Here is a 24,385-nt window from a genome sequence, read left to right as displayed (position 1 = left end):
AAGTGCGTGTTGGCGAGGTCGAAGGCCAGATCGAAGAGATCGGCACGGTTAAAACCACATTGCTGACCGATGAGGGTGAGCTAGTCTCACTCTCCAATCGGATCCTGCTGGAACAGCATGTGAGTAGCCGCTAACCCGGCAAACCCTGCTAATGTATGCCGCCGCAAATTGTCCTGAGAGGGCTGCGGCGGACATTGACCTGACTGTCGGCACGACTTGTTTTGAATAAAGCCCAAACGCTATCCACGCGCTATGACCCCCGTGAGCTCTCTGATGAGGAGTTGGTCGCGCGCTCGCATACCGAGCTGTTTCACGTGACGCGCGCCTATGAAGAGCTGATGCGGCGTTACCAGCGAACATTATTTAACGTTTGTGCGAGATATCTTGGGAACGATCGCGACGCAGACGATGTCTGTCAGGAAGTGATGCTTAAGGTGTTGTACGGCCTGAAGAACTTCGAGGGGAAATCGAAGTTCAAAACCTGGCTCTACAGCATCACGTATAACGAATGCATCACGCAGTATCGGAAGGAACGGCGAAAGCGTCGCTTGATGGACGCCTTGAGTCTGGACCCCCTGGAAGAAGCGTCGGAAGAAAAGGCGCCGAAACCCGAGGAGAAGGGTGGACTCGATCGCTGGCTGGTGTATGTGAACCCGATTGACCGTGAAATTCTGGTGCTGCGATTTGTCGCAGAGCTTGAGTTTCAGGAGATCGCAGACATCATGCACATGGGTTTGAGTGCGACAAAAATGCGGTACAAACGTGCTCTAGACAAATTACGTGAGAAATTTGCAGGCATTGCTGAAACTTAGTTCAGCGCAAATATCTCTTACGTGTAGGCAAGTTCTGATAGACTTGCCGCCGAGTTGTCCCCCGGTTTGCGGGACTGCTTCACAATCACCAGATGGGGATTTAACGGATGAAACTGAAAAACACCTTGGGCTTGGCCATTGGTTCTTTGATTGCCGCTACTTCGTTCGGCGCACTGGCACAAGGCCAAGGCGCAGTTGAAGGCGAACTGTTCTACAAGAAGCAGTACAACGACAGCGTTGACCACGTCGAAGACGGCTTCAACCCAGGCGCCTCTATCGGTTACTTCTTGACCGACGACGTAGCGTTGAACTTCACCTACGACCGTAACAACCACACCCGTTCGAACGACGGTACCGGTAGCCAGAAGCTGCACGGCGACAACTTCGGTCTGATCGCTCAGTACCACTTCAACAATGCTGGCGACGCTCTGCGTCCTTACATCGCTGGTGGTGTTAAGCACGGTAGCCTGACCAACGTTGAAGCTGACGGTCACAGCGGTCGCGATCAGTCGACTTACCTGAACGCTGGCGCTGGCGTTAAGTACTACTTCGCCGAAAACTTCTACGCCCGTGCTGGTGTAGACGCTGACTACAAACTGGACAACGGTCGCTGGAACTACGCTCCAGTTGTTGGCCTGGGTGTGAACTTCGGCGGTGGCGGCAAGCCAGCTCCTGCTCCAGTTCCAGCTCCAGAGCCAGTTGCAGAAGCTCCAGTTGAAGCTCCAGTTGCTGAAGTTGTTCGTGTTGAGCTGGACGTCAAGTTCGACTTCGACAAGTCGGTCGTCAAGCCTAACAGCTACGCTGACATCAAGAACCTGGCTGACTTCATGAAGCAGTACCCAGCCACTCACACCACTGTTGAAGGTCACACTGACTCCGTCGGTCCTGACGCTTACAACCAGAAACTGTCTCAGCGCCGTGCAGACGCCGTTAAGAAAGTTCTGACTCAGCAGTACGGTGTTGAATCGTCCCGCGTTCAGTCCGTTGGCTACGGCGAATCCCGCCCAGTTGCTGACAACAAAACTGAAGCTGGTCGCGCTGTTAACCGTCGCGTAGAAGCGCAGGTTGAAGCTCAAGCTAAGTAATTAGCTCGCCGCTTTGAGAAAAGCCCGGCTCAGGCCGGGCTTTTCTTTGCCTGCGATTTAAGCAACAGGGCATTGGCGCCTCGCGCCGGGGGGCGATGCCCGGCTATAATTGCCGCCTCTTTTCGCCGCCCGAGTCATCGCCGCCCATGTACACCCTGGCCCGTCAGCTGTTGTTCAAACTTTCCCCGGAAACCTCCCACGATCTGTCGCTGGATCTGATCGGCGCGGGTGGGCGTTTGGGCCTCAACGGCATGCTGTGCAAGAAGCCGGCGAACGTGCCGGTGACGGTCATGGGTCTGGACTTCCCGAACCCTGTGGGGCTGGCGGCCGGTCTGGACAAGAACGGCGCGGCCATCGACGGTTTCTCGCAACTGGGTTTCGGCTTCGTCGAAATCGGCACCGTGACCCCGCGTCCGCAGCCGGGCAACCCGAAACCACGGATCTTCCGCCTGCCCGAGGCCGAGGCGATCATCAATCGCATGGGCTTCAACAACCTCGGTGTGGATAACCTGCTGGCGCGGGTCGCTGCAGCCAAATACAAGGGCGTGCTGGGGATCAACATCGGCAAGAACTTCGACACCCCGGTCGAGCGCGCCGTGGATGACTATCTGATCTGCCTGGACAAGGTCTATGCCCACGCCAGCTATGTCACGGTCAACGTCAGCTCGCCGAACACCCCGGGCCTGCGCAGCCTGCAGTTCGGTGATTCGCTCAAGCAGTTGCTGGCGGACCTGGCCACGCGCCGCGCCGAACTGGCCCTGCGCCACGGCAAGCATGTGCCGCTGGCGATCAAGATCGCCCCGGACATGACCGACGAAGAGACGGCGCAGGTGGCTCAGGCGTTGATCGAAACCGGGATGGACGCGGTGATCGCCACCAACACCACCCTTAGCCGTGTTGGCGTTGAAGGCATGGAGCACGGTGACGAGGCGGGTGGTCTGTCCGGCGCACCGGTGCGCGACAAGAGCACGCATACCGTGAAGGTACTGGCGGCTGAGCTGGGTGGTCGATTGCCGATCATTGCGGCCGGTGGCATCACTGAGGGCAAGCATGCGGCCGAGAAGATCACGGCGGGTGCGAGCCTGGTGCAGATTTACTCGGGCTTCATCTATAAGGGCCCGGCGCTGATTCGTGAATCGGTCGATGCGATCGCCGCGCTGCGCTGACGGCTTCTGTGGCGAGGGAGCTTGCTCCCGCTGGGTTGCGAAGCAGCCCCAAGTTTGTCAGGTATAGCGAGGATTCAGGATTTACGACTGCTGCGCAGCCGAGCGGGAGCAAGCTCCCTCGCCACAGGGGATTGCATTTTCAGGCATAAAAAAGGGCTCCTCGAAGGAGCCCCTGGGCCGCAGCCCGCCGTCCGGGAAGGACGTGCATGGTAAGTCGTTACAAATTCAGATTGTCGTGTTGCAATAAGTGCCCTGTGTCAGCCGACGGCGTGAAGTTCGTTGAGTCTGTGGATCCCCGCAGTGCCGGTCATACCGTCCCAGTTGTCGCCGCGTCCTTCTCGCCAGCCGTTGATCCAGGCTTGACGTACCGACGGTAGAGTAAATGGGCAAAGCTCGCGGGATTTGCCACCAACGCCATATTGATATCCGCGCAAAAATGCTCTTTCCAACGGATCACGCTTAAGTCTTCTCATAGGGTGTTTCCCTCACTTGTTGACTGTTTTCGTCGCGTTGACCTCAACCGAGGTCTGGCAGAAAAAACTCTGCCATTGGGCGGCTCGCTGCCGGCGTGGCGAGCCAAGGTGTTGACGCCGTTGCGACGTCAACCTGTGGTCAGTTCTAACCAATGAGTCACACCGAGGGAATGATCGTTTTGTCATAAGGACGTAACGAAAATAGTGCTACAGCCATAAGTAACCACGGGTTTCATGAACTTTTTTTCAGCAAACCCCGGTATGATCGGCCCCGCGCTGGATGATGGGGTTAATCCTTTAGTGAGAATGACCCACGTTTGCGCTGGGGTACTAAGCGACGAAGGGTCGCTTTGAGACTTTTTGTTTCATCAACTTTTTTACCTGTCCTTGCATCTAAGCTCTTTTAACCCGAGCAGCGGGGATGGAACGGCACACCTTCGTGCCACGCGGGCGCTCTTTTAGAAAAGCGCCTGATTGAAAACCGGATCGGCAATGCGTTGCCGGTTCACTAGCCAAAGGCTCTGGAAATACCATGTCCGACCGTTTCGAACTCTTCCTCACTTGCCCCAAAGGCCTTGAAGGCCTGCTTATCGAGGAAGCCGTCGGGCTTGGCCTTGAAGAAGCTCGCGAGCACACCTCCGCCGTGCGTGGCATGGCGACCATGGAAACCGCTTATCGCCTGTGCCTGTGGTCGCGTCTGGCCAACCGGGTACTGCTGGTGCTCAAGCGCTTCCCGATGAAAGACGCTGAAGACCTGTACCACGGCGTGCTCGACGTCGAGTGGCAGGATCACATGCTCGCCGACGGCACCCTGGCCGTTGAATTCAGCGGCCACGGCTCGGGCATCGACAACACCCACTTCGGCGCGCTGAAAGTCAAAGACGCCATCGTCGACAAACTGCGTACCCCGCAGGGCGACCGCCCAAGCATCGACAAGCTCAACCCGGACCTGCGCATTCACCTGCGCCTGGATCGCGGCGAAGCGATCCTGTCTCTCGACCTGTCCGGTCACAGCCTGCACCAGCGCGGTTACCGCCTGCAGCAGGGCGCGGCACCGCTGAAGGAAAACCTCGCGGCAGCGATCCTGATCCGTTCCGGCTGGCCGCGCATTGCGGCCGAAGGCGGCGCGCTGGCTGACCCGATGTGCGGTGTCGGTACGTTCCTCGTCGAAGCCGGGATGATCGCCGCCGACATGGCGCCGAACCTGCGCCGTGAACAGTGGGGCTTCACCGCATGGCTGGGTCACGTTCCGGCGCTGTGGAAAAAACTCCATGAAGAAGCCGTCGAGCGTGCCGCTGCCGGTCTGGCCAAGCCGCCGCTGTGGATTCGCGGTTACGAAGCCGACCCGCGCCTGATTCAACCGGGCCGCAATAACGTCGAGCGCGCCGGTCTGAGCGAGTGGATCAAGATCTATCAGGGCGAAGTCGCGACCTTCGAACCGCGTCCGGACCAGAACCAGAAAGGTCTGGTGATCTGCAACCCGCCGTACGGCGAGCGTCTGGGCGACGAAGCCAGCCTGCTTTATCTCTATCAGAACCTTGGCGAGCGTCTGCGTCAGGCCTGCCTGAACTGGGAAGCGGCGGTGTTCACCGGCGCGCCGGATCTGGGCAAGCGCATGGGCATTCGCAGCCACAAGCAGTATTCGTTCTGGAACGGCGCGCTGCCGTGCAAACTGCTGCTGATCAAGGTGCTGCCGGATCAGTTCGTCACTGGCGAGCGGCGGACTCCGGAACAGCGTCAGGCCGAGCGTGAACAAGCGGCTTACGACCAGACCCCGAACGAGCCGCAAGAGCGCAAGTTCAACAAGAACGGCAACCCGATCAAACCGACGCCAGCGCCGGCGCCAGTGATCGAGCAGCCGCGCCTGAGCGAAGGCGGGCAGATGTTTGCCAATCGCCTGCAGAAAAACCTCAAGGCGCTGAGCAAGTGGGTCAAGCGCGAAGGCATCGACTGTTACCGCGTCTATGATGCCGACATGCCGGAATACGCCATGGCCATCGACCTGTATCACGATTGGGTGCACGTGCAGGAATACGCGGCGCCGAAGTCGATTGATCCGGAAAAAGCCTCGGCGCGCATGTTCGACGCCCTGGCGGCGATCCCGCAGGCATTGAACGTCGACAAGAGCCGCGTGGTGGTCAAACGCCGCGAGCGTCAGAGCGGCACCAAGCAGTACGAGCGTCAGGCGGCGCAGGGCAAGTTCAATGAGGTCAGCGAAGGCGGCGTCAAACTGCTGGTGAACCTCACCGACTACCTCGACACCGGGCTGTTCCTCGACCACCGGCCGATGCGCATGCGCATTCAGAAAGAGGCGGCCGGCAAGCGCTTCCTCAATCTGTTCTGCTACACCGCGACCGCCAGTGTGCACGCGGCCAAGGGCGGTGCGCGCAGCACCACCAGCGTCGACCTGTCGAAGACTTATCTGGACTGGGCGCGACGCAACCTGTCGCTGAACGGTTTCTCCGACAAGAACCGTCTGGAGCAGGGCGACGTGATGGCGTGGCTGGAAAGCTGCCGCGACGAGTACGACCTGATCTTCATCGACCCGCCGACCTTCTCCAACTCCAAGCGCATGGAAGGCATCTTCGACGTGCAGCGTGATCAGGTGCAGTTGATCGACCTGGCCATGGCGCGTCTGGCAACCGGTGGCGTGCTGTACTTCTCCAACAACTTCCGCAAGTTCCAGCTGGAGGAGAACCTGGCCGAGCGTTACGCGGTCGAGGAAATCAGCGCGCAGACCATCGATCCGGATTTTGCCCGCAACACCAAGATTCACCGCGCCTGGAAAATCACGGCTCGTTGACGCTCGGGCTGTTTGGATCCACAGAGCCTTGATTTTTAACGGCTCTTGGATCCGATCAGAGCTAGCCAAATTAATGGCTAATAGCTATAACTCAACTCATGGCCAGTGGGGGTTCCCCCCGAAACAGTGGCGTTGTGAGTTGCCCCTATGTCGTTGCACCCTGTGCGCCCGAAGATACTGGGTTTTATCAGCGAAGAAGTCTCGGCCTGGCTGGTCGCGCTGCTGGTATTGCTCGCCGGCGGGATTCTCACGGGGCTGCTCGCCTGGGCCACCCTCAATCAGTTTCACCATCAACTGCGCCAACGCTTCCAGCTGCTCGCCAATGAGCGTTACAGCCGCATCGAAGAGCGTTTCCAGGATCAGGAGCAGCGTCTCGACGGCTTGCGCCGTTTCTTCGCCAACTCCGATTCGGTCTCACGCAGCGAATTCGATGGCTATGCCAAACCGCTTTTATTACGCACTCAGGCCTATTCCTATGCGCCGCGGGTCAGCCGTGCCGAACGCCCGGCGATCGAACAAGCGGTGCGTAACGAAGGCTTCAGCACCTTCACCTTTCGTGAGCTGAACGCTGACGATCAGTTGCAGACCGCCGGTGACCGCGCCGAATACGTACCGGTGATCTACACCCAGAGCCTCAGCCGCTTGCCTACGCCGCTGGGATACGACTTGCTGGCGCAACCGCTGCGCCGGGCGACGCTGGAACGCGCCGACCGCACCGGGCACATGGTGGTGTCGCAGCCACTGCATCTGGTGGGGATTGATCCGGCGTATGCCCGGGGCGTCCTGCTGCTGGCGCCGGTCACTCGTGAAGGGGCGCCGAAAGGGCTGGTGCAAGGTTATGTGATGGCAGTGATCAGCATGCAGCAGTTGCTGGCCGATGGACTGCCCGAGGACAACCAGGATTTCCTCAACGTACGCATTCTCGACCTGTCCACCGACGATCAGCATGAAGTGCTTTACGAGTCGGCCAACAAGGCGGGGGCCAGTGATCTGTCGGCCACGCAGTTGTTGCGCATGGCCGACCATGACTATCAGGTGGACATACAGCCCAGCGAAGCCTTTCTGCAAGCCAACCATTCGTCGATCAGCAGCCTGGTGGTGCTGGGCGCGCTGCTGAGCCTGTTACTCAGCGCATTGTTGTATGTGTTGGTCAGTCAGCGTCAGCGCGCGTTGCGCATGGTCGAATTGCGCACGCAGGAACTGCACGCCCGCGAGCAGGAATTGCGCGGCACTCACGGCCAGTTGCGCGGCGTGCTGAATGCCGCGACCCAAGTGGCAATCATCGCCACCGACCTGCGCGGGGTGATCAACACCTTCAACCCCGGCGCCGAACAGATGCTCGGCTACAGCAGCGCTGATGTGGTCGGCCACATGACTCTGGAGAACCTGCATCTGCCGCGAGAGCTGGCCGCGCGTTCGGCGGAGTTGAGTGCGCGTTATGGCAAGAGCATTCCGACCTGCCACGCGATGCTGGTCGAGGGCGGCGAGGTCGGCGGTCATGAGGCGCGTGAGTGGACGCTGGTGCGCAGCGACGGCAGTCATCTGCCGGTGAACATGCTCGCCACCCCGGTGCTCGATGAGCAGGGGTTGTGGGTCGGGCATCTGGCGATCTGCATCGACATCACCGAGCGCAAGCGCGTACATGAGGCGCTGGCGGCGCGCGATGTATTGCTGAAGAAACTCAGCGCCCATGTGCCCGGCGGCATCTACCAATTCAAGATGGAATTCGACGGGCGCTTCAGCGTGATCTACGCCAGCGACGGCATCCGTGAGATCTACGAGCTGGAACCGGACGTGCTGCTGCTCAATGCCGAGGCGATTTTTACCCGCATCCACCCGCAGGACATCACCCGCGTGCGCACCTCGATCCGCGCCTCGGCGGACAATCTCAGCCCATGGCGCGAGGAGTACCGCGTGCAGTTGCCCGCGCGCGGCCTGCGCTGGGTGCGCGGCGAGGCGACGCCGGAGGAACTGCCGGGCGGCGGCGTGTTGTGGCACGGCTACATCTCGGACATTTCCGATCTGAAGCGGGTGGAAGAGGAACTGCGGGCGCTGTCGGTCACCGATTCACTGACCGGCATCCACAACCGCCGCTACTTCCAGGAACGCCTGACCACCGAGATGGCGCGGGTCGAGCGTGGCGGTGGCGAGCTGTCGGTGATCATGCTCGACATCGACCACTTCAAACGGATCAACGACCAGTACGGCCATGCCGTCGGCGACCGCGTGCTGCAAGCGGTGTGCGAGCGCATCGGCCATCGTTTGCGGCGTACTGATGTGTTCTGTCGTCTGGGCGGTGAAGAGTTCATGGTGCTGTGCCCGGACATCGACGGCGAGCACGCGTACATCCTCGCCACTGAGTTGTGGCAAGGCCTGCGCAGTGCGCCAGTGGATGTGGTCGGGGTGGTGACGGCCAGTTTCGGCATCGCCAGCTGGCGCCCGGGGGAGGGCGCGGATGCGCTGCTGCTGCGGGCGGATTCGGGGGTGTACGCGGCGAAGCAAGGCGGGCGTGATCGGGTGGAGCAGATGAGCTAGGCCGTTACGCCGATCCCACAGAAGATCAAAAGATCGCAGCCTGCGGCAGCTCCTACATGGGAATGGTGTACACCCTGTAGGAGCTGCCGAAGGCTGCGATCTTTGGCCTTTATTACAGGGCCGAAGCGGTCTGCGGCAGGCGCGGCTGCTTGTACAGATCCAGCAGCACCTGATCCAGCACCGACGACGCGCCGAACGGCGCCTTGTCGTTGAGGATCGCCACCACCGCCCAGGTGTTGCCGTTGACGTCGCGGCTGAAGCCGGCAATCGCCCGCACGGTATTCAGGGTGCCGGTCTTGACGTGGGCTTCGCCGCGCATCGCGGTGGTCTTCAGGCGTTTGCGCATGGTGCCGTCGGTGCCGGCAATCGGCAGCGAGCTGATGTACTCGGCGGCGTACGGGCTGTGCCAGGCGGCCTGCAGCATGTTGGCCATTTCGCGGGCGCTGACGCGTTCGGCGCGGGACAGCCCGGAACCATTCTCCATCACCAGGTGTGGCGCGGTGATGCCTTTCTTCGCCAGCCACTGACGGACTACCCGTTGCGCAGCCTTGGCGTCATCACCGTCGGCTTCGTTGCGGTACTTCTGACCGAGGCTCAGGAACAGCTGCTGGGCCATGGTGTTGTTACTGTATTTGTTGATGTCGCGGATGATCTCCGCCAGATCCGGCGAGTAGGCGCGGGCCAGCAGCTTGGCGCTGCTCGGGGTCGCGGCGAGGCGATCCTTGCCCTGGATGCTGCCGCCCAGTTCTTTCCAGATCGCGCGCACGGCGCCGGCGGTGTAGGTCGCGTGGTCGAGCAGCGACAGGTAAGTCTGCGAGCTGCAGCCTTCACCCAATTGACCGGCGACGGTCACGGTCACGCTGCCGTCCGCCTGGGTCACCGGGTTGTAGCGCACGCCACCGGTGCACTGTTTGGAGTTGAGCGCCTTGACCGTGTTTTCGATGCGCACGCTGGCAATCGGCGGCTCCACCGAGATCAGCACCCGGCCCCCGTCGTTGCGCGCAACAAAGCGCAGGGCCTTGAGGTTGACCAGCAGCGAGTCCGGCTTGACCAGGAACGGCTTGTTTTCGTCATTGCCGTCGTCGTTGAACTCGGGCAGTTGCGGCTGGATGAAGAAGCTGCGGTCGAGGATCAGATCGCCGGTGACCTGAGTCACGCCGTTGGCGCGCAGGTCGCGCATCAGCAGCCAGAGTTTTTCCATGTTCAGCTTCGGATCGCCGCCACCCTTGAGGTACAGATTGCCGTTGAGGATGCCGCCGCTCAGATCGCCATCGGTGTAAAACTCGGTTTTCCACTGATGGTTGGGGCCGAGCATTTCCAGCGAGGCGTAAGTGGTGACCAGTTTCATGGTCGAGGCCGGGTTGACCGAGACGTCGGCGTTGTACACAGTCGGATTGCCCGGGCCGTCGAGCGGAATCATCACCAGCGACAGCGCAGTCGGCTGCAATTTGCTGGCCTTGAGGGCTTTTTCGACGTTTGGAGTGAGGGCGGTATTGATGGTGGCCGCAGAAACCGGCAGGGCCAGGGGCAGAAGAAGGCCGGCAAGAAACAGTGGACGCAACGATTTGATCATATGAAATAAAACCCTGCAGAAGAGGGGAAAAATAACGAGGGCATGGATGAAAAAGCCCTCAGTGGTCATGAAAGTGTCGGCATTATGCCCCAAGGTGTAACAGCTTGTGCCTTGCCCGGGGCGGCCATTTGGTTATTTTTTTTACGGGCGGTCGCCATCGCGCCCAGAGAGTCGGGCAATTGACCGCTTAAACTGGTAAAGTGCCGGCCGTTATTACTTAAGAGGATTGTTCCAATGGCGACTAACCGTTCCCAGCGTCTGCGCAAAAAACTGTGCGTTGATGAATTCCAAGAGCTGGGTTTCGAACTGAACCTGGACTTCAAAGAAGACTTGTCCGAAGAAGCCATTGACGCTTTCCTCGAAGCATTCATCAAAGAAGCCATGGAAGCCAACGGTCTGGGTTATGTTGGCGGCGATGACTTCGGTCTGGTTTGCCTGCAGAAGCGTGGCTCGGTCAACGAAGAGCAGCGTGCTGCCGTTGAAGCCTGGCTGAAAAACCGTAGCGAACTGACCGGCATGACCGTCAGCCCGCTGCTGGACGTCTGGTATCCGGAAAAGCCGATCAACGCGGCTAAGTGATACTGAAAAAAACGGCGACCTGAGGGTCGCCGTTTTTTTTTGCCGGATCAAAAGATCGCAGCCTGCGGCAGCTCCTACAGAGATCAGTGTAGGAGCTGCCGCAGGCTGCGATCTTTTGCTTTCAGGCTTTACGCCAATTCAGAATCAATAACGTCAAAACCCCCGCCACAATCCCCCAGAACGCCGACCCAATGGAAAACAGCGTCAGCCCCGACGCCGTGACCATGAAGGTGATCAGCGCCGCCTCGCGTTCCTTGACCTCGGTCATGGCAATGCTCAGGCCGTTGATGATCGAACCGAACAGCGCCAGCGCGGCAATCGACAGCACCAGTTCTTTCGGCAGCGCGGCAAACAGCGCCGCCAATGTGGCGCCGAACACCCCGGCAATCCCGTAGAAAATCCCGCACCAGACGGCGGCGGTGTAGCGCTTGTTGCGATCTTCATGGGCGTGCGGCCCGGTGCAGATCGCCGCGCTGATGGCCGCGAGGTTGATGCCGTGGGAACCAAATGGCGCCAGCAGCAGCGAGGCGATGCCGGTGGTGGTGATCAGCGGCGAGGCCGGCACGTTGTAGCCGTCGGCGCGCAGCACGGCGATGCCCGGCATGTTCTGCGAGGTCATCGCCACCACGAACAGCGGGATACCGATGCTGATGGTTGCGGCCAGCGAGAAGTGTGGGGTGGTCCACACCGGTGTCGCCACTTCCAGATGGAAACCGCTGAAATCCAGCAGACCCATGAAGCCCGAAAGCGCGGTGCCGATCAGTAGCGCAGCCAGTACCGCGTATCGCGGCGACAGGCGTTTGACCAGCAGATAAGTGAAGAACATTCCCAACACCAGCCCGGTACGATGCTGCGCGGCGACGAAGATTTCGCTGCCGATCTTGAACAGGATCCCCGCCAGCAATGCTGCCGCCAGCGACGCCGGGATCTTTTTCACCAGGCGTTCGAAGCTGCCGGTCAGGCCGCAAATGGTCACCAGCACCGCGCAAGTGATGTAGGCGCCGATGGCCTCGCCATAGCTGACGCCACCGAGGCTGGTGATCAGCAGGGCTGCACCCGGTGTCGACCAGGCAATGGTGATCGGGGTGCGATAGCGCAGCGACAGGCCGATCGAGCACACCGCCATGCCGATCGAGATCGCCCAGATCCACGAGGAAATCTGCCCGCTGCTTAAACCCGCCGCTTGCCCGGCCTGGAACATCAGCACCAGCGAACTGGTGTAGCCGGTCATCATCGCGATAAAACCGGCGACGATTGCCGAGGGCGAAGTGTCGGCGAGCGGGCGCAGGCGGGTGTAGGTGGCGTCGTTCATGACGGCGGTGTTCCTTATACAGATGGAGATCCCCGCAATTACGCTGAACCCCGTGTAGGAGCTGCCGAAGGCTGCGATCTTTTGATCTGCTGCTAAAAAACAAAGTCAAAAGATCGCAGCCTGCGGCAGCTCCTACATAAGAGCCGTTGTGCGCAAAGGCGGATTCTGTGATCAAGCCTAAACTCAATCGTAACGGATCGTTGCAATACAGCCGTGGTCACAAACAGCCATACAGTCGTGTTGCCACCATCCATTGTGTACAATCGCGCTGTTTTTTACGCGATACTTGCCAGCGACCTACTGTGCCGTATTACAGTCACGGTCTATTCGCCGCAGTTCTCCCGACTCGAGTGCCCATGAACGAACAGTTGCAACCCCTCAAGAAACAACCGCGAGCAGGCAAAGCCGGCCGCAGCGGAACCCAGGACGATATTGTCTACGCGCATATCTTCGAGGCCATCCTCGAACAGCGTCTGGCGCCCGGTACAAAATTGAGCGAAGAAGCGCTGGGGGAAATCTTCGGGGTCAGCCGCACCATCATTCGCCGCGCGCTGTCGCGTCTGGCCCATGAAGGCGTGGTGCTGTTGCGGCCGAACCGTGGCGCCGTGGTCGCCAGCCCGAGCGTTGAAGAGGCGCGTCAGGTGTTCATGGCCCGCCGTCTGGTGGAGCGTGCTATCACCGAACTGGCCGTGCAACATGCCACCGCCGAGCAGATCGCCGAGCTGCGCCAGATGGTCAACGACGAGCGCGACAGCTTCTCCCGCGGCGATCGCGGTGCCGGTATCCGTCTGTCGGGCGAGTTCCACCTGAAACTGGCCGAAGCGGCGAAGAACGCGCCTCTGATCAGCTTCCAGCGCAGCCTGGTCTCGCAGACCTCGCTGATCATCGCCCAGTACGAAAGCGGCAACCGCTCGCATTGCTCCTATGACGAGCACACCCAGTTGATCGACGCCATCGAAGCGCGCAACGGTGAACTGGCGGTGGACCTGATGATGCATCACATGGATCACATCGACAGCAAGCTCAACCTCGATGAGGAAAGTGCGTCGGATGACCTGCATGCGGTGTTCTCGCATTTGTTGCAGACCAAGAAGCCTGGGCGCCCTGCGGCGAAACTCTGACTGATACCGAGTCGACCCCATCGCGAGCAGGCTCACTCCTACATTTGAAATGCGTTCACTTGTAGGAGTGAGCCTGCTCGCGATAGCTTTTTGGCAGGCAACAAAAATCCCCCGGGGCTAACACCGCCGGGGGATTTTTTATGCCTCGGGAAAACTCAGCGCTGATGCACCAAAGTCCCCGCCGCATACGTCTGCTGCACCGTGCGGTCATCGCCCAGTGTCATCAGCACAAACAATGTCTCGGCAATGTTGTTGGCCTGTTTCAGGCGATAGCTGAGCAGTGGCGTGGCGTTGTAGTCCAGCACCAGGAAGTCCGCATCGGAACCCGGCTGCAGGTTGCCGATCTTGTCTTCCAGACGCAGTGCCCGCGCACCGCCCAGCGTCGCCAGGTACAGCGACTTGAACGGGCTCAACCGCGCGCCCTGCAATTGCATGACTTTGTAAGCTTCGTTCAGCGTTTGCAGCAGTGAGAAACTGGTGCCGCCACCCACGTCAGTGCCGAGGCCGACATTGAGCTTGTGCTTCTCGGCCATCGGCAGGTTGAACAGGCCGCTGCCGAGGAAGAAGTTCGAGGTCGGGCAGAACGAGATTGCCGAGCCGGTTTCCGCCAGTCGCGCGCACTCGTCGTCGCACAGGTGTACGCCGTGAGCGAACACCGAGCGCTCGCCGAGCAATTTGTAGTGGTCGTAAACGTCGAGGTAACCCTTGCGCTCCGGGAACAGCTCTTTGACCCACTCGATTTCCTTGAGGTTTTCGCTGATGTGGGTCTGCATGTACAGATCCGGGTATTCGGTGAGCAGTTGGCCGGCGAGGGTCAGTTGCTCCGGAGTGCTGGTCGGGGCGAAGCGTGGGGTGACCGCGTAGTGCAGACGGCCCTTGCCGTGCCAGCGTTCGATCAGCGCCTTGCTCTCGACGTAGCTCGATTCGGCGGTGTCGGTCAGGTAATCCGGCGCGTTGCGGTCCATCATCACCTTGCCGGCGATCATCCGCAGATCAAGTTTCTCGGCGGCCTCGAAAAACGAGTTCACCGACTGCGGATGCACGCTGCCGAACACCAGCGCGGTGGTGGTGCCGTTGCGCAACAGTTCCTTGATGAAGATATCGGCCACGTCGTCGGCGTGAGCCTTGTCACCGAACTGGCTTTCGCACGGGAAGGTGTAGGTGTTGAGCCAGTCCAGCAGTTGCTCGCCGTAGGCGCCGACCATGCCGGTTTGCGGCAGGTGGATGTGGGTGTCGATGAAGCCCGGGGTGATCAGCGCGTCCTGATAGTGGGTGATCTCGATGTCCGCCGGCAGGGTCGGCAGCAGTTCGCTGGCGTGGCCGAGGGCGCTGATCTTGCCGCCATCGACCACCAGCAGGCCGTCCTCGAAATATTCGTAGGAGGCTTCGATCCCGACTTCGGCGGGGTCGGCGATGCTGTGCAGGATGGCGGCGCGGTAGGCTTTGCGAGTCAGAGGCATGAGGGTTCTCTAATCAGTTTGAGGCTTTGAGTTTGGCGGCCTGACTGCGCCGGGAAACCGGCAGCAGTTTGGCAATCGGTTCGGCGCTGGCGGTGTGCTGGCCGAAATTGGCGTTATAGGTGGCGATGATTTCGCCGGCGATGGAGATGGCGATTTCCACAGGCAGTTTGCCTTTGACTTCGCCGATGCCCATCGGGCAGCGCATGCGTTGCACGACGCCGCTGTCGAAGCCGCGATCACGCAGGCGATGTTCGAACTTGGCCCGTTTGGTCTTCGAACCGATCAGGCCGAAGTAAGCGAAGTCGTTGCGCTTGAGAATCGCGGCCGTGAGTTCCAGATCGAGCTGATGGTTGTGGGTCATGACGATGCAGTAGCTGCCGGCGGGCAAGTCGTCGATTTCATCCACAGGCTCTTCGGCGACGATTTTACGCACGCCGTGGGGGATCTGTTCGGGGAATTCCTCCTCCCGCGAGTCGATCCAGCGCACCCGGCACGGCAGGCTGGCGAGTAACGGCACCAACGCGCGACCGACATGCCCGGCGCCGAACACGGCGATCTGCGCCTGCACCTGGCCCATCGGTTCGAACAGCAACACGTTAGCGCCGCCGCAGCACTGGCCGAGGCTGGCGCCGAGACTGAAACGCTCCAGATGGGTGTCCTGCTTGCCGCTCGCGAGCATCTCGCGGGCGATCTGCATGGCTTTGTATTCCAGGTGCCCGCCACCGATGGTGTCGAAGGTCTGGCGGGCGCTGACGACCATCTTCGAACCGGCGTTGCGCGGGGTTGAGCCGAGTTCTTCGATGATCGTCACCAGAACACAGGGTTCGCCCTGGTTCTGCAGGTCGGCGAGGGCGTCGATCCAGTTGTACATGTTCACCTCGACATCTGTCGTTGTCTGTTCGGGCCTCTTCGCTGGCAAGCCAGCTCCCACAGGTTTTGTGGTGTACCGCAAATCCTGAAATCACCACAGATCATTGTGGGAGCTGGCTTGCCAGCGATTGGCCGCACCTCGGTCCCTAGAGCGGAGCCAACTCGGTTTCAGCTTCGACCGCTTTCACAGTCTTGAGCTGACGCATCTGCTCACACCCCCACAACACCCGCTCCGGGGTCGCCGGCGCGTCGATCTGCGGTTGATGCTTGTAATCACCGAGGCTCGCCACCGCATCCTTGATCGCACACCACGCGGCAATCCCGAGCATGAACGGCGGCTCACCCACGGCCTTGGAGTGGAACACCGTGTCTTCCGGGTTCTTGCGGTTTTCCACCAGCTTCACCCGCAGGTCCAGCGGCATGTCCGCCACGGCCGGGATCTTGTAGCTGGCCGGGCCATTGGTCATCAGCTTGCCCTTGTTGTTCCAGACCAGCTCTTCCATGGTCAGCCAGCCCATGCCCTGGATGAAACCACCCTCGACCTGACCGATGTCGATCGCCGGGTTCAGCGAGGCGCCGACGTCGTGGAGGATGTCGGTACGGAGCATCTTGTACTCGCCGGTCAGGGTGTCGACGATCACCTCGCAGCACGCCGCACCGAAGGCGAAGTAGTAGAACGGCCGGCCACGGGCCTGGCTGCGGTCGTAGTAGATTTTCGGGGTCTTGTAGAAACCGGTGCTCGACAGCGAGACCTGATTGAAATACGCCAGCTGAATCAGCGCTTCGAAGGTCATGATGTGGTCACGCACGCGCACATGGCCGTTGTGGAATTCCACGTCTTCCTCGCTGACCTTGTAGTGGCGCGCAGCGAATTCCACCAGACGCTGCTTGATGATCTCGGCGGCGTTCTGCGCGGCCTTGCCGTTGAGGTCGGCGCCGCTGGAGGCGGCAGTCGGCGAGGTGTTCGGCACTTTGTCGGTGTTGGTCGCGGTGATCTGCACCCGATCCATTTCCACCTGGAACACTTCGGCCACCACCTGCGCGACCTTGGTGTTGAGGCCCTGGCCCATTTCCGTGCCGCCGTGGTTCAGGTGGATGCTGCCGTCGGTGTAGACGTGGATCAGCGCGCCGGCCTGATTGAGGAAACTGGCGGTGAAGGAAATGCCGAATTTTACCGGGGTCAGCGCCAGGCCTTTTTTCAGGATCGGGCTGTTGGCGTTGTAGCGACGGATCGCTTCGCGGCGCTCGGCGTACTGGCTGCTTTCTTCCAGTTCCGCAGTCATCTCTTCGAGCATGTTGTGCTCGACGGTCTGGTAGTAGTGGGTGACGTTGCGCTCGGTCTTGCCGTAGTAGTTGGCCTTGCGCACCGCCAGCGGATCGAGGTTGAGGTAACGGGCAATCGCGTCCATCACTTCTTCGATCGCGACCATCCCTTGCGGGCCGCCGAAACCACGGTAAGCGGTGTTCGACGCGGTGTTGGTCTTGCAGCGGTGACCGTTGATGGTCGCGTCGCCGAGGTAGTACGAGTTGTCCGAATGGAACATCGCCCGGTCAACGATCGACGCCGACAGGTCCGGCGAGCAACCGCAGTTGCCGGCCAGATCCATGGCGATGCCGTGCAGACGCCCGCTGCTGTCGAAGCCGACGTCGTACTCGACATAGAACGGGTGACGCTTGCCGGTCATCAGCATGTCTTCGACCCGTGGCAGGCGCATCTTGGTCGGCTGGCCGGTGAGGTGCGCGATCACCGCGCACAGGCACGCCGGGCTGGCGGCCTGGGTTTCCTTGCCGCCGAAACCACCGCCCATGCGGCGCATGTCGACGACGATCTTGTTCATCGACACGTCGAGCACTTCGGCCACCAGTTTCTGCACTTCGGTGGGGTTCTGCGTCGAGCAGTAGACGATCATGCCGCCGTCTTCGGTGGGCATCACCGAGGAGATCTGCGTCTCCAGATAAAAGTGTTCCTGACCGCCGATGTGCAGCGTGCCTTGAATGCGATGTTCGGCGGTGGCCAATGCCGAAGCCGCATCGCCGCGTTGGTGGGTGTGGCTATCGAGCACGAAGTGGCGTTTGCGCAGGGCTTCGACCACGTCCAGCACCGGCTCCAGATCTTCGTACTCGATGATCGCCGCCATCGCCGCTTTGCGTGCGGTTTCCAGGTCTTTGGCGGCCACGGCCAGCACTGGCTGACCGACGAACTGCACGTCGTCGATGGCCAGCAGTGGATCGCCCGGCAGCAGCGGGCCAATATCTTTCAGGCCCGGCACGTCTTCGTGGGTGATCGCAATCCGCACACCTTCGAAGGCGTAGCAGGGCTTGGTGTCGATGCTGATGATTTTCGCGTGGGCGCGGTCCGACAGCCGAGCGTAAACGTGCAGCTGATTGGGAAATTCCAGGCGATCATCGATGTACTGCGCTTCACCGGACACATGCTTGGCGGCGCTGTCGTGCTTGACGCTGCGGCCGACACCGGTGGTCAGGTCCTTGGCGAACAGTTCCGCCAATTCGGCTTGAGTCTTCTCTACGGCGTGATGGTTAGACATAAGCGGTCACCCGAGTCTCGATGTGCGGTGTTTGCAGTTCGATGAAGTATTTGCGCAGCAGGTTCTGCGCGCTGAGCAGGCGATATTCCTTGCTGGCGCGGAAGTCCGAGAGCGGCGTGAAGTCTTCGGCCAGCGCAGCGCAGGCGCGTTCGATCACGGCGTTGTTGAACGGCTGGCCGAGCAGTACGGCTTCGCAATGGGCGGCGCGTTTCGGGATCGCCGCCATGCCGCCGAACGCCATGCGCGCGTCGGTGATTACGCCGTTTTCCACACGCAAGTTGAATGCGGCGCAGACGGCAGAGATGTCATCGTCCAGACGCTTGGAGACCTTGTAGGCGCGGAAACGCTGCTCGGCCGTGGCGCGGGGGACGATGATCTTCTCGATGAACTCGCTTTCCTGACGGGCGGTGACCTTGTAGTCGATGAAGTAATCTTCCAGGTTCAGCGTGCGCCGGGTTTCACCTTTGCACAGCACCACTTGCGCACCAAGGGCGATCAGCAGCGGTGGCGAGTCACCGATTGGCGAGGCGTTGCCGATGTTGCCGCCGAGGGTGCCCTGGTTGCGGATCTGCAGCGAGGCGAAACGGTGCAGCAGTTCGCCGAAGTCCGGGTATTCGGCAGTCAGCGCTGCGTAGCAGTCGGAGAGGGCGGTGGCGGCGCCGATTTCGATACGGTCATCGAAGCTTTCGATGCGCTTCATTTCGGCGACATTGCCGACGTAGATCATCACCGGCAGGGTGCGGTGGAACTGGGTGACTTCCAGCGCCAGATCGGTGCCGCCGGCCAGCAGCCGGGCTTGTGGGTAAGCGTCATACAGGTCGGCCAGATCGGCGACGGTCAGCGGCACCAGGCAGCGTTTGTCGCCGCTGTTGAGTTCGCCGATATCGGTCGGGGCGATGGCTTTGAGGCGGGCGATGGTCTCGGCTTCGCGGGCATCGAACTGGTCTGGCTGCTTGCCGCAGCAGGATTGTTCGGCGGCGGCGAGGATCGGCCGGTAGCCGGTGCAGCGGCAAAGGTTGCCGGCCAGTGCTTCGTGCGCCTTGGCCTGATCCGGTGCATCGCTGTTCTTTTGCAGGGCGAACAGCGACATGACGAAACCGGGGGTGCAGAAGCCGCACTGCGAGCCGTGGCACTCGACCATGGCTTGCTGCACGCTGTGCAATTGGCCCTTGTGCTTGAGGTCTTCGACGCTGATCAGTTGTTTGCCGTGCAGCGACGAAACAAAGGTCAGGCACGAGTTGAGGCTGCGATAGCGAATGCGTTCGCGGCCGGCGTCATCCGTTTGCAACTCGCCAACCACCACGGTGCAGGCGCCACAGTCGCCGCTGGCGCAGCCTTCTTTGGTGCCGGATTTGCCCACGTGTTCGCGCAGGTAATTGAGCACGGTCAGATTCGGGTCCAGGGCGTGCTCGCTACGGAGTTCCTGGTTAAGTAAAAACTGGATCACGGAAGGCCTCGCAGACTCATTATTGTTGTTAACCGACTTCAACCGAATTTAGCAGGTCTGACTTTTCGGTCAATGGTTTTCTGACTTAAAGGTCAGGAAAAACGGTTTTGTCGATTAACGCGTGCGCTATTGAGTATTGACCCTGAGCGGATCCACTGCTTTTTTGCTTGAATCGTGCCAAAAAGCGCCGTGCGGGCACTCCGCCATGCACCTGCATTTGCGCTACACTGCGCCGCTTGTGCAGATCGAAGAGTTTGAAGGACAACCATGACGTTCAAGGCGCCGGACAGCCTCGCCGAGCAAATCGCTCACCACCTCGCCGAACGCATCATTCGCGGCGAAATGAAGCCGGGAGAGCGCATTCAGGAACAGAAGGTCACGCTGGCCCTCAATGTCAGCCGCGGATCGGTCCGCGAAGCCCTGCTGATCCTCGAACGCCGCCACCTGATCGCGATCCTGCCGCGACGTGGCGCCCATGTCACCGAACTCACCGCGCACAAGGTGCAGAGCCTGTGCACGCTGATGAGCGAGCTGTACATCCTGCTCGGCAATGCGGTCGCCAATGGCTGGCAGACCCAGGCCGACATGGCGCCGTTCGTGCAGATCCAGCAGCGTCTGGGCGCCAGCTACGAGCGTCAGGATATCCGCACCTTCGTCGACGACAGCTTCGCCGTGATGCGCGCCGCGTACCCGTTTGCCAACAACCCGTACCTGCAAGAGACCGTCGAGAACCTGCAGCCGGCCATGAGCCGTGCGTACTTCCTTGCCCTCGAACAGCGCAAGGCCGAAATGAGCGAGTTCCTTGAGCTGTTCGAGCGCCTGCTGGCCGCTGTGCTCGCCCGTGATTTGCCGCAGATCCGCATCGTGCTGACGGCTTACGCCCAGCGCAGTGCCGATCTGGTGGTTTCCGCCCTGACGGTTGCCTGAGCGTGCGGCTGAAGTGCATCAAACTGGCGGGGTTCAAGTCCTTCGTCGACCCGACCACGGTGAACTTCCCCAGTAACATGGCGGCGGTCGTCGGGCCGAACGGTTGCGGCAAGTCGAACATCATCGACGCCGTACGCTGGGTGATGGGCGAAAGTTCGGCGAAGAACCTGCGTGGCGAGTCGATGACCGACGTCATCTTCAACGGCTCGACCAGCCGCAAACCGGTGAGCCAGGCGAGCATCGAACTGGTGTTCGACAACTCCGACGGCACGCTGGTCGGCGAGTACGCGGCTTACGCCGAGATCTCCATTCGCCGTAAAGTCACCCGCGACAGCCAGAACAGCTACTTCCTCAACGGCGCCAAATGCCGCCGCCGGGACATCACCGACATCTTCCTCGGTACCGGCCTCGGCCCGCGCAGCTACTCGATCATCGAGCAGGGGATGATCTCCAAGCTGATCGAAGCCAAACCCGAAGACCTGCGCAACTTCATCGAAGAGGCGGCGGGCATCTCCAAATACAAGGAGCGCCGGCGCGAGACCGAAAACCGCATCCGCCGCACCCACGAAAACCTGGCGCGCCTGACCGACCTGCGCGAAGAGCTCGAGCGCCAGCTCGAACGCCTGCACCGGCAGGCCGAGTCCGCCAAGAAGTATCAGGAATACAAGAGCGAAGAGCGTCAGCTCAAGGCGCAACTGTCGGCCCTGCGCTGGCAGGATCTGAACGATCAGGTCGGCCAGCGCGAGTCGATCATCGGCAACCAGGAGGTCAGTTTCGAAGCACTGGTCGCCGAGCAGCGTAACGCCGACGCGGCCATCGAGCGCCTGCGCGACGGGCACCATGAGCTGTCAGAACGCTTCAATCTGGTGCAGGGGCGCTTCTATTCGGTCGGCGGCGACATCGCCCGGGTCGAGCAGAGCATCCAGCACGGCCAGCAACGCCTGCGCCAGTTGCAGGACGATCTGAAGGAAGCCGAACGCGCGCGCCTGGAAACCGAATCGCACCTGGGCCACGACCGTACATTGCTGCTGACCCTTGGCGAAGAGCTGGACATGCTCACCCCTGAGCAGGAAGTCACCAGCGCCGCCGCCGAAGAAGCCGCCGCCGCGCTCGAAGACTCCGAAAGCGTCATGCATGGCTGGCAGGAGCAGTGGGACACCTTCAACCTGACTGCCGCCGAACCACGGCGCCAGGCCGAAGTGCAGCAGTCGCGGATCCAGCAACTGGAAACCAGCATGGAGCGTCTGGCCGATCGGCAAAAGCGTCTCGCCGAAGAGCGCGACTTGCTTTCCGCCGACCCGGAAGACGCGGCGATCATGGCGCTCAACGAGCAGCTCGCCGAGTCCGAGGCTACCCTCGAAGATTTGCAGACCAGCGAAGAAGCGCAGGTCGAAAAACTGGAACAGCTGCGTCAGGAATTGCAGCAGGCACTGACCGCGCAGCAACAGGCGCAGGGCGATTTGCAGCGCCTCAACGGGCGACTGGCCTCGCTGGAAGCCTTGCAGCAAGCCGCGCTCGATCCGGGCACCGGCACTGCCGAATGGCTGCGCGAACAGAATCTCGCCGAGCGCCCGCGTCTGGCCGAAGGGCTGAAGGTCGAGGCCGGTTGGGAGCTGGCGGTGGAAACCGTGCTCGGCGCCGACCTGCAAGCGGTGCTGGTGGACGACTTCAACAGCTTTGATCTGTCCGGTTTCACTCAAGGTGATCTGCGCCTGCTCAGCCCAGCCAGCGATGGCGTGCGAGTGGCGGGCAGTTTGCTGGACAAGGTCGAAGCGCAGATTGATCTGTCGCCGTGGCTCGGCCAGGTCAAACCGGTCGACAGTCTCGAACAGGCATTGGCCCTGCGCGGCCAGTTGAGTGCCGGGCAGAGCCTGATCAGTCGCGATGGTTATTGGGTCGGCCGACACTTCCTGCGCGTACGTCGCGCCAGTGAGGCCGAGAGCGGCATGCTCGCCCGTGGCCAGGAAATCGAGACGCTGCAGGCCGAACGCGAAGAGCGCGAAGCCACGGTCGAGGCGATGGAGACCCGTCTGCAAACCCTGCGGGCGCAACAGCGGCAGCAGGAAAACGGCCGCGAACATTTGCGCCGTTTGCTGCAGGACGAAGCCCGTTCCCAAGGTGAATTGAAAGCCCAGTTGTCCGCCGGTAAAGCCAAGGCCGAACAACTGACGCTGCGCCGCACCCGTCTCGATGAGGAACTGATCGAACTCGGCGAGCAGCGCGAGCTGGAACACGAACAGATTGGCGAAGCGCGCATGCAATTGCAGGAAGCGCTCGACGCCATGGCGCTGGACACAGAGCAGCGCGAACTGCTGCTGGCCCAGCGTGACAGCCTGCGCGAACGCCTCGACCGCGTGCGCCAGGAAGCCCGTCAGCACAAGGATCATGCCCATCAACTGGCGGTGCGCCTCGGTTCGCTGCGCGCGCAACACGATTCCACGCGTCAGGCGTTGGAGCGTCTGGAAATGCAGGCCGAGCGTCTGACCGAAAAACGCGAACAGTTGAGTCTGAATCTGGAGGAGGGCGAGGCACCGCTGGAAGAGCTGCGCCTGAAACTCGAAGAGCTGCTCGACAAACGCATGACCGTCGACGAAGAGCTGAAGACCGCGCAGATCGCGCTGGAAGATGCCGACCGCGAACTGCGCGAAGCGGAAAAACGCCGGACCCAGGCCGAGCAGCAATCGCAACTGATCCGGGGCCAGCTCGAACAGCAGCGCATGGAATGGCAAGCGCTGACCGTGCGGCGCAAAGCGTTGCAGGATCAATTGCTCGAAGACGGCTACGATCTCAATGGCGTGCTCGCGACCTTGACCCCTGAGGCCAGTGAACGCGCCGCCGAAGAGGAACTCGAACGGATCAATGCGCGGATTCAGCGCCTGGGCGCGATCAACCTCGCGGCCATCGACGAATACACGCAACAATCCGAGCGTAAGCGTTACCTGGATGCGCAGGACGCCGATCTGGTGGAAGCACTGGAGACCCTGGAAAACGTCATTCGCAAGATCGACAAGGAAACCCGTAACCGCTTCAAAGATACCTTTGATCAGATCAATGGCGGTTTACAGGCACTTTTCCCGAAAGTTTTCGGTGGCGGCAGCGCCTATTTGGAACTGACGGGCGAAGATCTACTCGATACAGGGGTGACAATCATGGCGCGGCCGCCAGGAAAGAAGAACAGCACCATCCATTTGCTCTCCGGCGGGGAAAAAGCCCTGACCGCGCTGGCACTGGTTTTTGCGATCTTCAAATTGAATCCGGCGCCGTTCTGCATGCTCGATGAAGTTGACGCGCCACTGGATGACGCTAACGTGGGACGCTACGCACGATTGGTTAAAGAGATGTCGCAGACCGTGCAGTTCATCTATATCACTCACAATAAGATCGCCATGGAAATGGCCGATCAACTGATGGGCGTGACGATGCACGAGCCGGGTTGTTCGCGACTGGTTGCAGTGGATGTCGAGGAGGCGATGGCGATGGTGGACGCCTGAGTCAGCGTGGTGTCGGAAGGGTATGAGTAGTCTGTAGGACTTTTTTACCGACTTCGACTTGCTGGCCAATCGACATATTCGCGCAAGCCAACGTGACAGACGGTGTAAAGTTGTCTTTGGTCGTGCTAGTTTAATGTCAATTTTTCGTATACGTGGGCAAAACGCCTGTCAGAACATAGAGTTGG

At 60.8% G+C, this 24,385-nt stretch carries 17 protein-coding genes; 10 read left to right on the top strand and 7 right to left on the bottom strand.

Going from position 1 to position 24,385, the window contains the following annotated elements; translation table 11 throughout:
* The 4 genes from ACIOUG_RS16470 to ACIOUG_RS16455 all read left to right on the top strand — a co-directional run.
* Positions 1-134 (top strand): mechanosensitive ion channel domain-containing protein (locus ACIOUG_RS16470; protein WP_401066991.1); only part of this gene is annotated, 134 nt, incomplete at its 5' end.
* Between the two features lie 87 nt (positions 135-221).
* Complete coding sequence (sigX, locus tag ACIOUG_RS16465) at positions 222-812, top strand: RNA polymerase sigma factor SigX (RefSeq protein WP_011333251.1); 591 nt, start codon at positions 222-224, stop codon at positions 810-812.
* A 107-nt stretch (positions 813-919) separates the two neighbouring features.
* Positions 920-1,897 carry an OmpA family protein gene (locus tag ACIOUG_RS16460; RefSeq protein WP_401066987.1) on the top strand — a complete coding sequence of 326 codons (978 nt, stop codon included), beginning with the start codon at positions 920-922 and terminating at the stop codon, positions 1,895-1,897.
* 146 nt (positions 1,898-2,043) lie between these two features.
* Positions 2,044-3,063, top strand: coding sequence for a quinone-dependent dihydroorotate dehydrogenase (locus ACIOUG_RS16455; protein WP_064586767.1), 1,020 nt, complete (start codon positions 2,044-2,046; stop codon positions 3,061-3,063).
* 257 nt (positions 3,064-3,320) lie between these two features.
* On the opposite strand, the gene rmf is transcribed toward ACIOUG_RS16455, so the two are convergent.
* Complete coding sequence (rmf, locus tag ACIOUG_RS16450) at positions 3,321-3,536, bottom strand: ribosome modulation factor (RefSeq protein WP_003223300.1); 216 nt, start codon at positions 3,534-3,536, stop codon at positions 3,321-3,323.
* 532 nt (positions 3,537-4,068) lie between these two features.
* Here rmf and rlmKL point away from each other — a divergent pair.
* Positions 4,069-6,339, top strand: a complete 2,271-nt coding sequence (gene rlmKL / locus ACIOUG_RS16445) for a bifunctional 23S rRNA (guanine(2069)-N(7))-methyltransferase RlmK/23S rRNA (guanine(2445)-N(2))-methyltransferase RlmL (RefSeq protein WP_401066985.1) — start codon at positions 4,069-4,071, stop codon at positions 6,337-6,339.
* Positions 6,340-6,486: 147 nt separating this feature from the next.
* Positions 6,487-8,874: a diguanylate cyclase gene (locus ACIOUG_RS16440; protein ID WP_401066983.1), complete on the top strand. Its 2,388-nt coding sequence runs from the start codon at positions 6,487-6,489 to the stop codon at positions 8,872-8,874.
* Between the two features lie 112 nt (positions 8,875-8,986).
* On the opposite strand, the gene dacB is transcribed toward ACIOUG_RS16440, so the two are convergent.
* On the bottom strand, positions 8,987-10,447 hold the full coding sequence (gene dacB, locus ACIOUG_RS16435; protein ID WP_135295309.1) for a D-alanyl-D-alanine carboxypeptidase/D-alanyl-D-alanine-endopeptidase: 1,461 nt from the start codon (positions 10,445-10,447) through the stop codon (positions 8,987-8,989).
* A gap of 234 nt (positions 10,448-10,681) precedes the next feature.
* Here dacB and ACIOUG_RS16430 point away from each other — a divergent pair, with 234 nt between their 5' ends.
* Positions 10,682-11,026, top strand: a complete 345-nt coding sequence (locus ACIOUG_RS16430) for a YggL family protein (RefSeq protein ID WP_003223308.1) — start codon at positions 10,682-10,684, stop codon at positions 11,024-11,026.
* Between the two features lie 121 nt (positions 11,027-11,147).
* Here the strand turns inward: ACIOUG_RS16430 and ACIOUG_RS16425 are convergent, their stop codons facing one another.
* Complete coding sequence (locus ACIOUG_RS16425) at positions 11,148-12,338, bottom strand: benzoate/H(+) symporter BenE family transporter (RefSeq protein ID WP_041067769.1); 1,191 nt, start codon at positions 12,336-12,338, stop codon at positions 11,148-11,150.
* A 356-nt stretch (positions 12,339-12,694) separates the two neighbouring features.
* On the opposite strand from ACIOUG_RS16425, the gene ACIOUG_RS16420 reads away from it, so the two are divergent.
* A complete protein-coding gene (locus ACIOUG_RS16420) occupies positions 12,695-13,459 on the top strand; it encodes a GntR family transcriptional regulator (RefSeq protein ID WP_007961054.1) in 765 nt (254 codons plus the stop codon).
* Positions 13,460-13,614: 155 nt separating this feature from the next.
* Here ACIOUG_RS16420 and guaD read toward each other — a convergent pair whose 3' ends face one another.
* The 4 genes from guaD to xdhA form a co-directional block, all read right to left on the bottom strand.
* Positions 13,615-14,919 (bottom strand): guanine deaminase, encoded by a 1,305-nt coding sequence (guaD, locus tag ACIOUG_RS16415; protein ID WP_401066980.1) that lies wholly within the window; start codon positions 14,917-14,919, stop codon positions 13,615-13,617.
* 13 nt (positions 14,920-14,932) lie between these two features.
* Complete coding sequence (gene xdhC / locus ACIOUG_RS16410; RefSeq protein WP_401066978.1) at positions 14,933-15,790, bottom strand: xanthine dehydrogenase accessory protein XdhC; 858 nt, start codon at positions 15,788-15,790, stop codon at positions 14,933-14,935.
* Between the two features lie 145 nt (positions 15,791-15,935).
* The gene (gene xdhB / locus ACIOUG_RS16405) at positions 15,936-18,335 is read right to left on the bottom strand and encodes a xanthine dehydrogenase molybdopterin binding subunit (protein WP_401066976.1); all 2,400 of its coding nucleotides are present in this window, start codon (positions 18,333-18,335) and stop codon (positions 15,936-15,938) included.
* Positions 18,328-19,782: a xanthine dehydrogenase small subunit gene (xdhA, locus tag ACIOUG_RS16400; protein WP_401066974.1), complete on the bottom strand. Its 1,455-nt coding sequence runs from the start codon at positions 19,780-19,782 to the stop codon at positions 18,328-18,330. The genes xdhB and xdhA overlap by 8 nt, the downstream gene beginning before the upstream one ends.
* A gap of 267 nt (positions 19,783-20,049) precedes the next feature.
* Between xdhA and ACIOUG_RS16395 the strand changes: the two genes are divergently transcribed.
* Both ACIOUG_RS16395 and smc read left to right on the top strand, forming a co-directional pair.
* The gene (locus ACIOUG_RS16395) at positions 20,050-20,709 is read left to right on the top strand and encodes a GntR family transcriptional regulator (protein ID WP_401066972.1); all 660 of its coding nucleotides are present in this window, start codon (positions 20,050-20,052) and stop codon (positions 20,707-20,709) included.
* Between the two features lie 2 nt (positions 20,710-20,711).
* Positions 20,712-24,200 (top strand): chromosome segregation protein SMC, encoded by a 3,489-nt coding sequence (gene smc / locus ACIOUG_RS16390; protein ID WP_401066970.1) that lies wholly within the window; start codon positions 20,712-20,714, stop codon positions 24,198-24,200.
* Positions 24,201-24,385 lie beyond the last annotated feature (185 nt).

This window comes from Pseudomonas sp. NPDC087803 (assembly GCF_044742995.1).
Lineage (GTDB): Bacteria > Pseudomonadota > Gammaproteobacteria > Pseudomonadales > Pseudomonadaceae > Aquipseudomonas.
Note: the sequence above shows the minus strand (reverse complement) of the source record. Positions and strands in the feature narration are given on the sequence as shown.

Bases quoted from the DNA above. Each gene is read 5' to 3' on its own strand.
- ACIOUG_RS16460 (WP_401066987.1), top strand. From the start codon at position 920: ATGAAACTGAAAAACACCTTGGGCTTGGCCATTGGTTCTTTGATTGCC.
- ACIOUG_RS16455 (WP_064586767.1), top strand. From the start codon at position 2,044: ATGTACACCCTGGCCCGTCAGCTGTTGTTCAAACTTTCCCCGGAAACC.
- rmf (WP_003223300.1), bottom strand. From the start codon at position 3,536: ATGAGAAGACTTAAGCGTGATCCGTTGGAAAGAGCATTTTTGCGCGGA.
- rlmKL (WP_401066985.1), top strand. From the start codon at position 4,069: ATGTCCGACCGTTTCGAACTCTTCCTCACTTGCCCCAAAGGCCTTGAA.
- ACIOUG_RS16440 (WP_401066983.1), top strand. From the start codon at position 6,487: ATGTCGTTGCACCCTGTGCGCCCGAAGATACTGGGTTTTATCAGCGAA.
- dacB (WP_135295309.1), bottom strand. From the start codon at position 10,447: ATGATCAAATCGTTGCGTCCACTGTTTCTTGCCGGCCTTCTTCTGCCC.
- ACIOUG_RS16430 (WP_003223308.1), top strand. From the start codon at position 10,682: ATGGCGACTAACCGTTCCCAGCGTCTGCGCAAAAAACTGTGCGTTGAT.
- ACIOUG_RS16425 (WP_041067769.1), bottom strand. From the start codon at position 12,338: ATGAACGACGCCACCTACACCCGCCTGCGCCCGCTCGCCGACACTTCG.
- ACIOUG_RS16420 (WP_007961054.1), top strand. From the start codon at position 12,695: ATGAACGAACAGTTGCAACCCCTCAAGAAACAACCGCGAGCAGGCAAA.
- guaD (WP_401066980.1), bottom strand. From the start codon at position 14,919: ATGCCTCTGACTCGCAAAGCCTACCGCGCCGCCATCCTGCACAGCATC.
- xdhC (WP_401066978.1), bottom strand. From the start codon at position 15,790: ATGTACAACTGGATCGACGCCCTCGCCGACCTGCAGAACCAGGGCGAA.
- xdhB (WP_401066976.1), bottom strand. From the start codon at position 18,335: ATGTCTAACCATCACGCCGTAGAGAAGACTCAAGCCGAATTGGCGGAA.
- ACIOUG_RS16395 (WP_401066972.1), top strand. From the start codon at position 20,050: ATGACGTTCAAGGCGCCGGACAGCCTCGCCGAGCAAATCGCTCACCAC.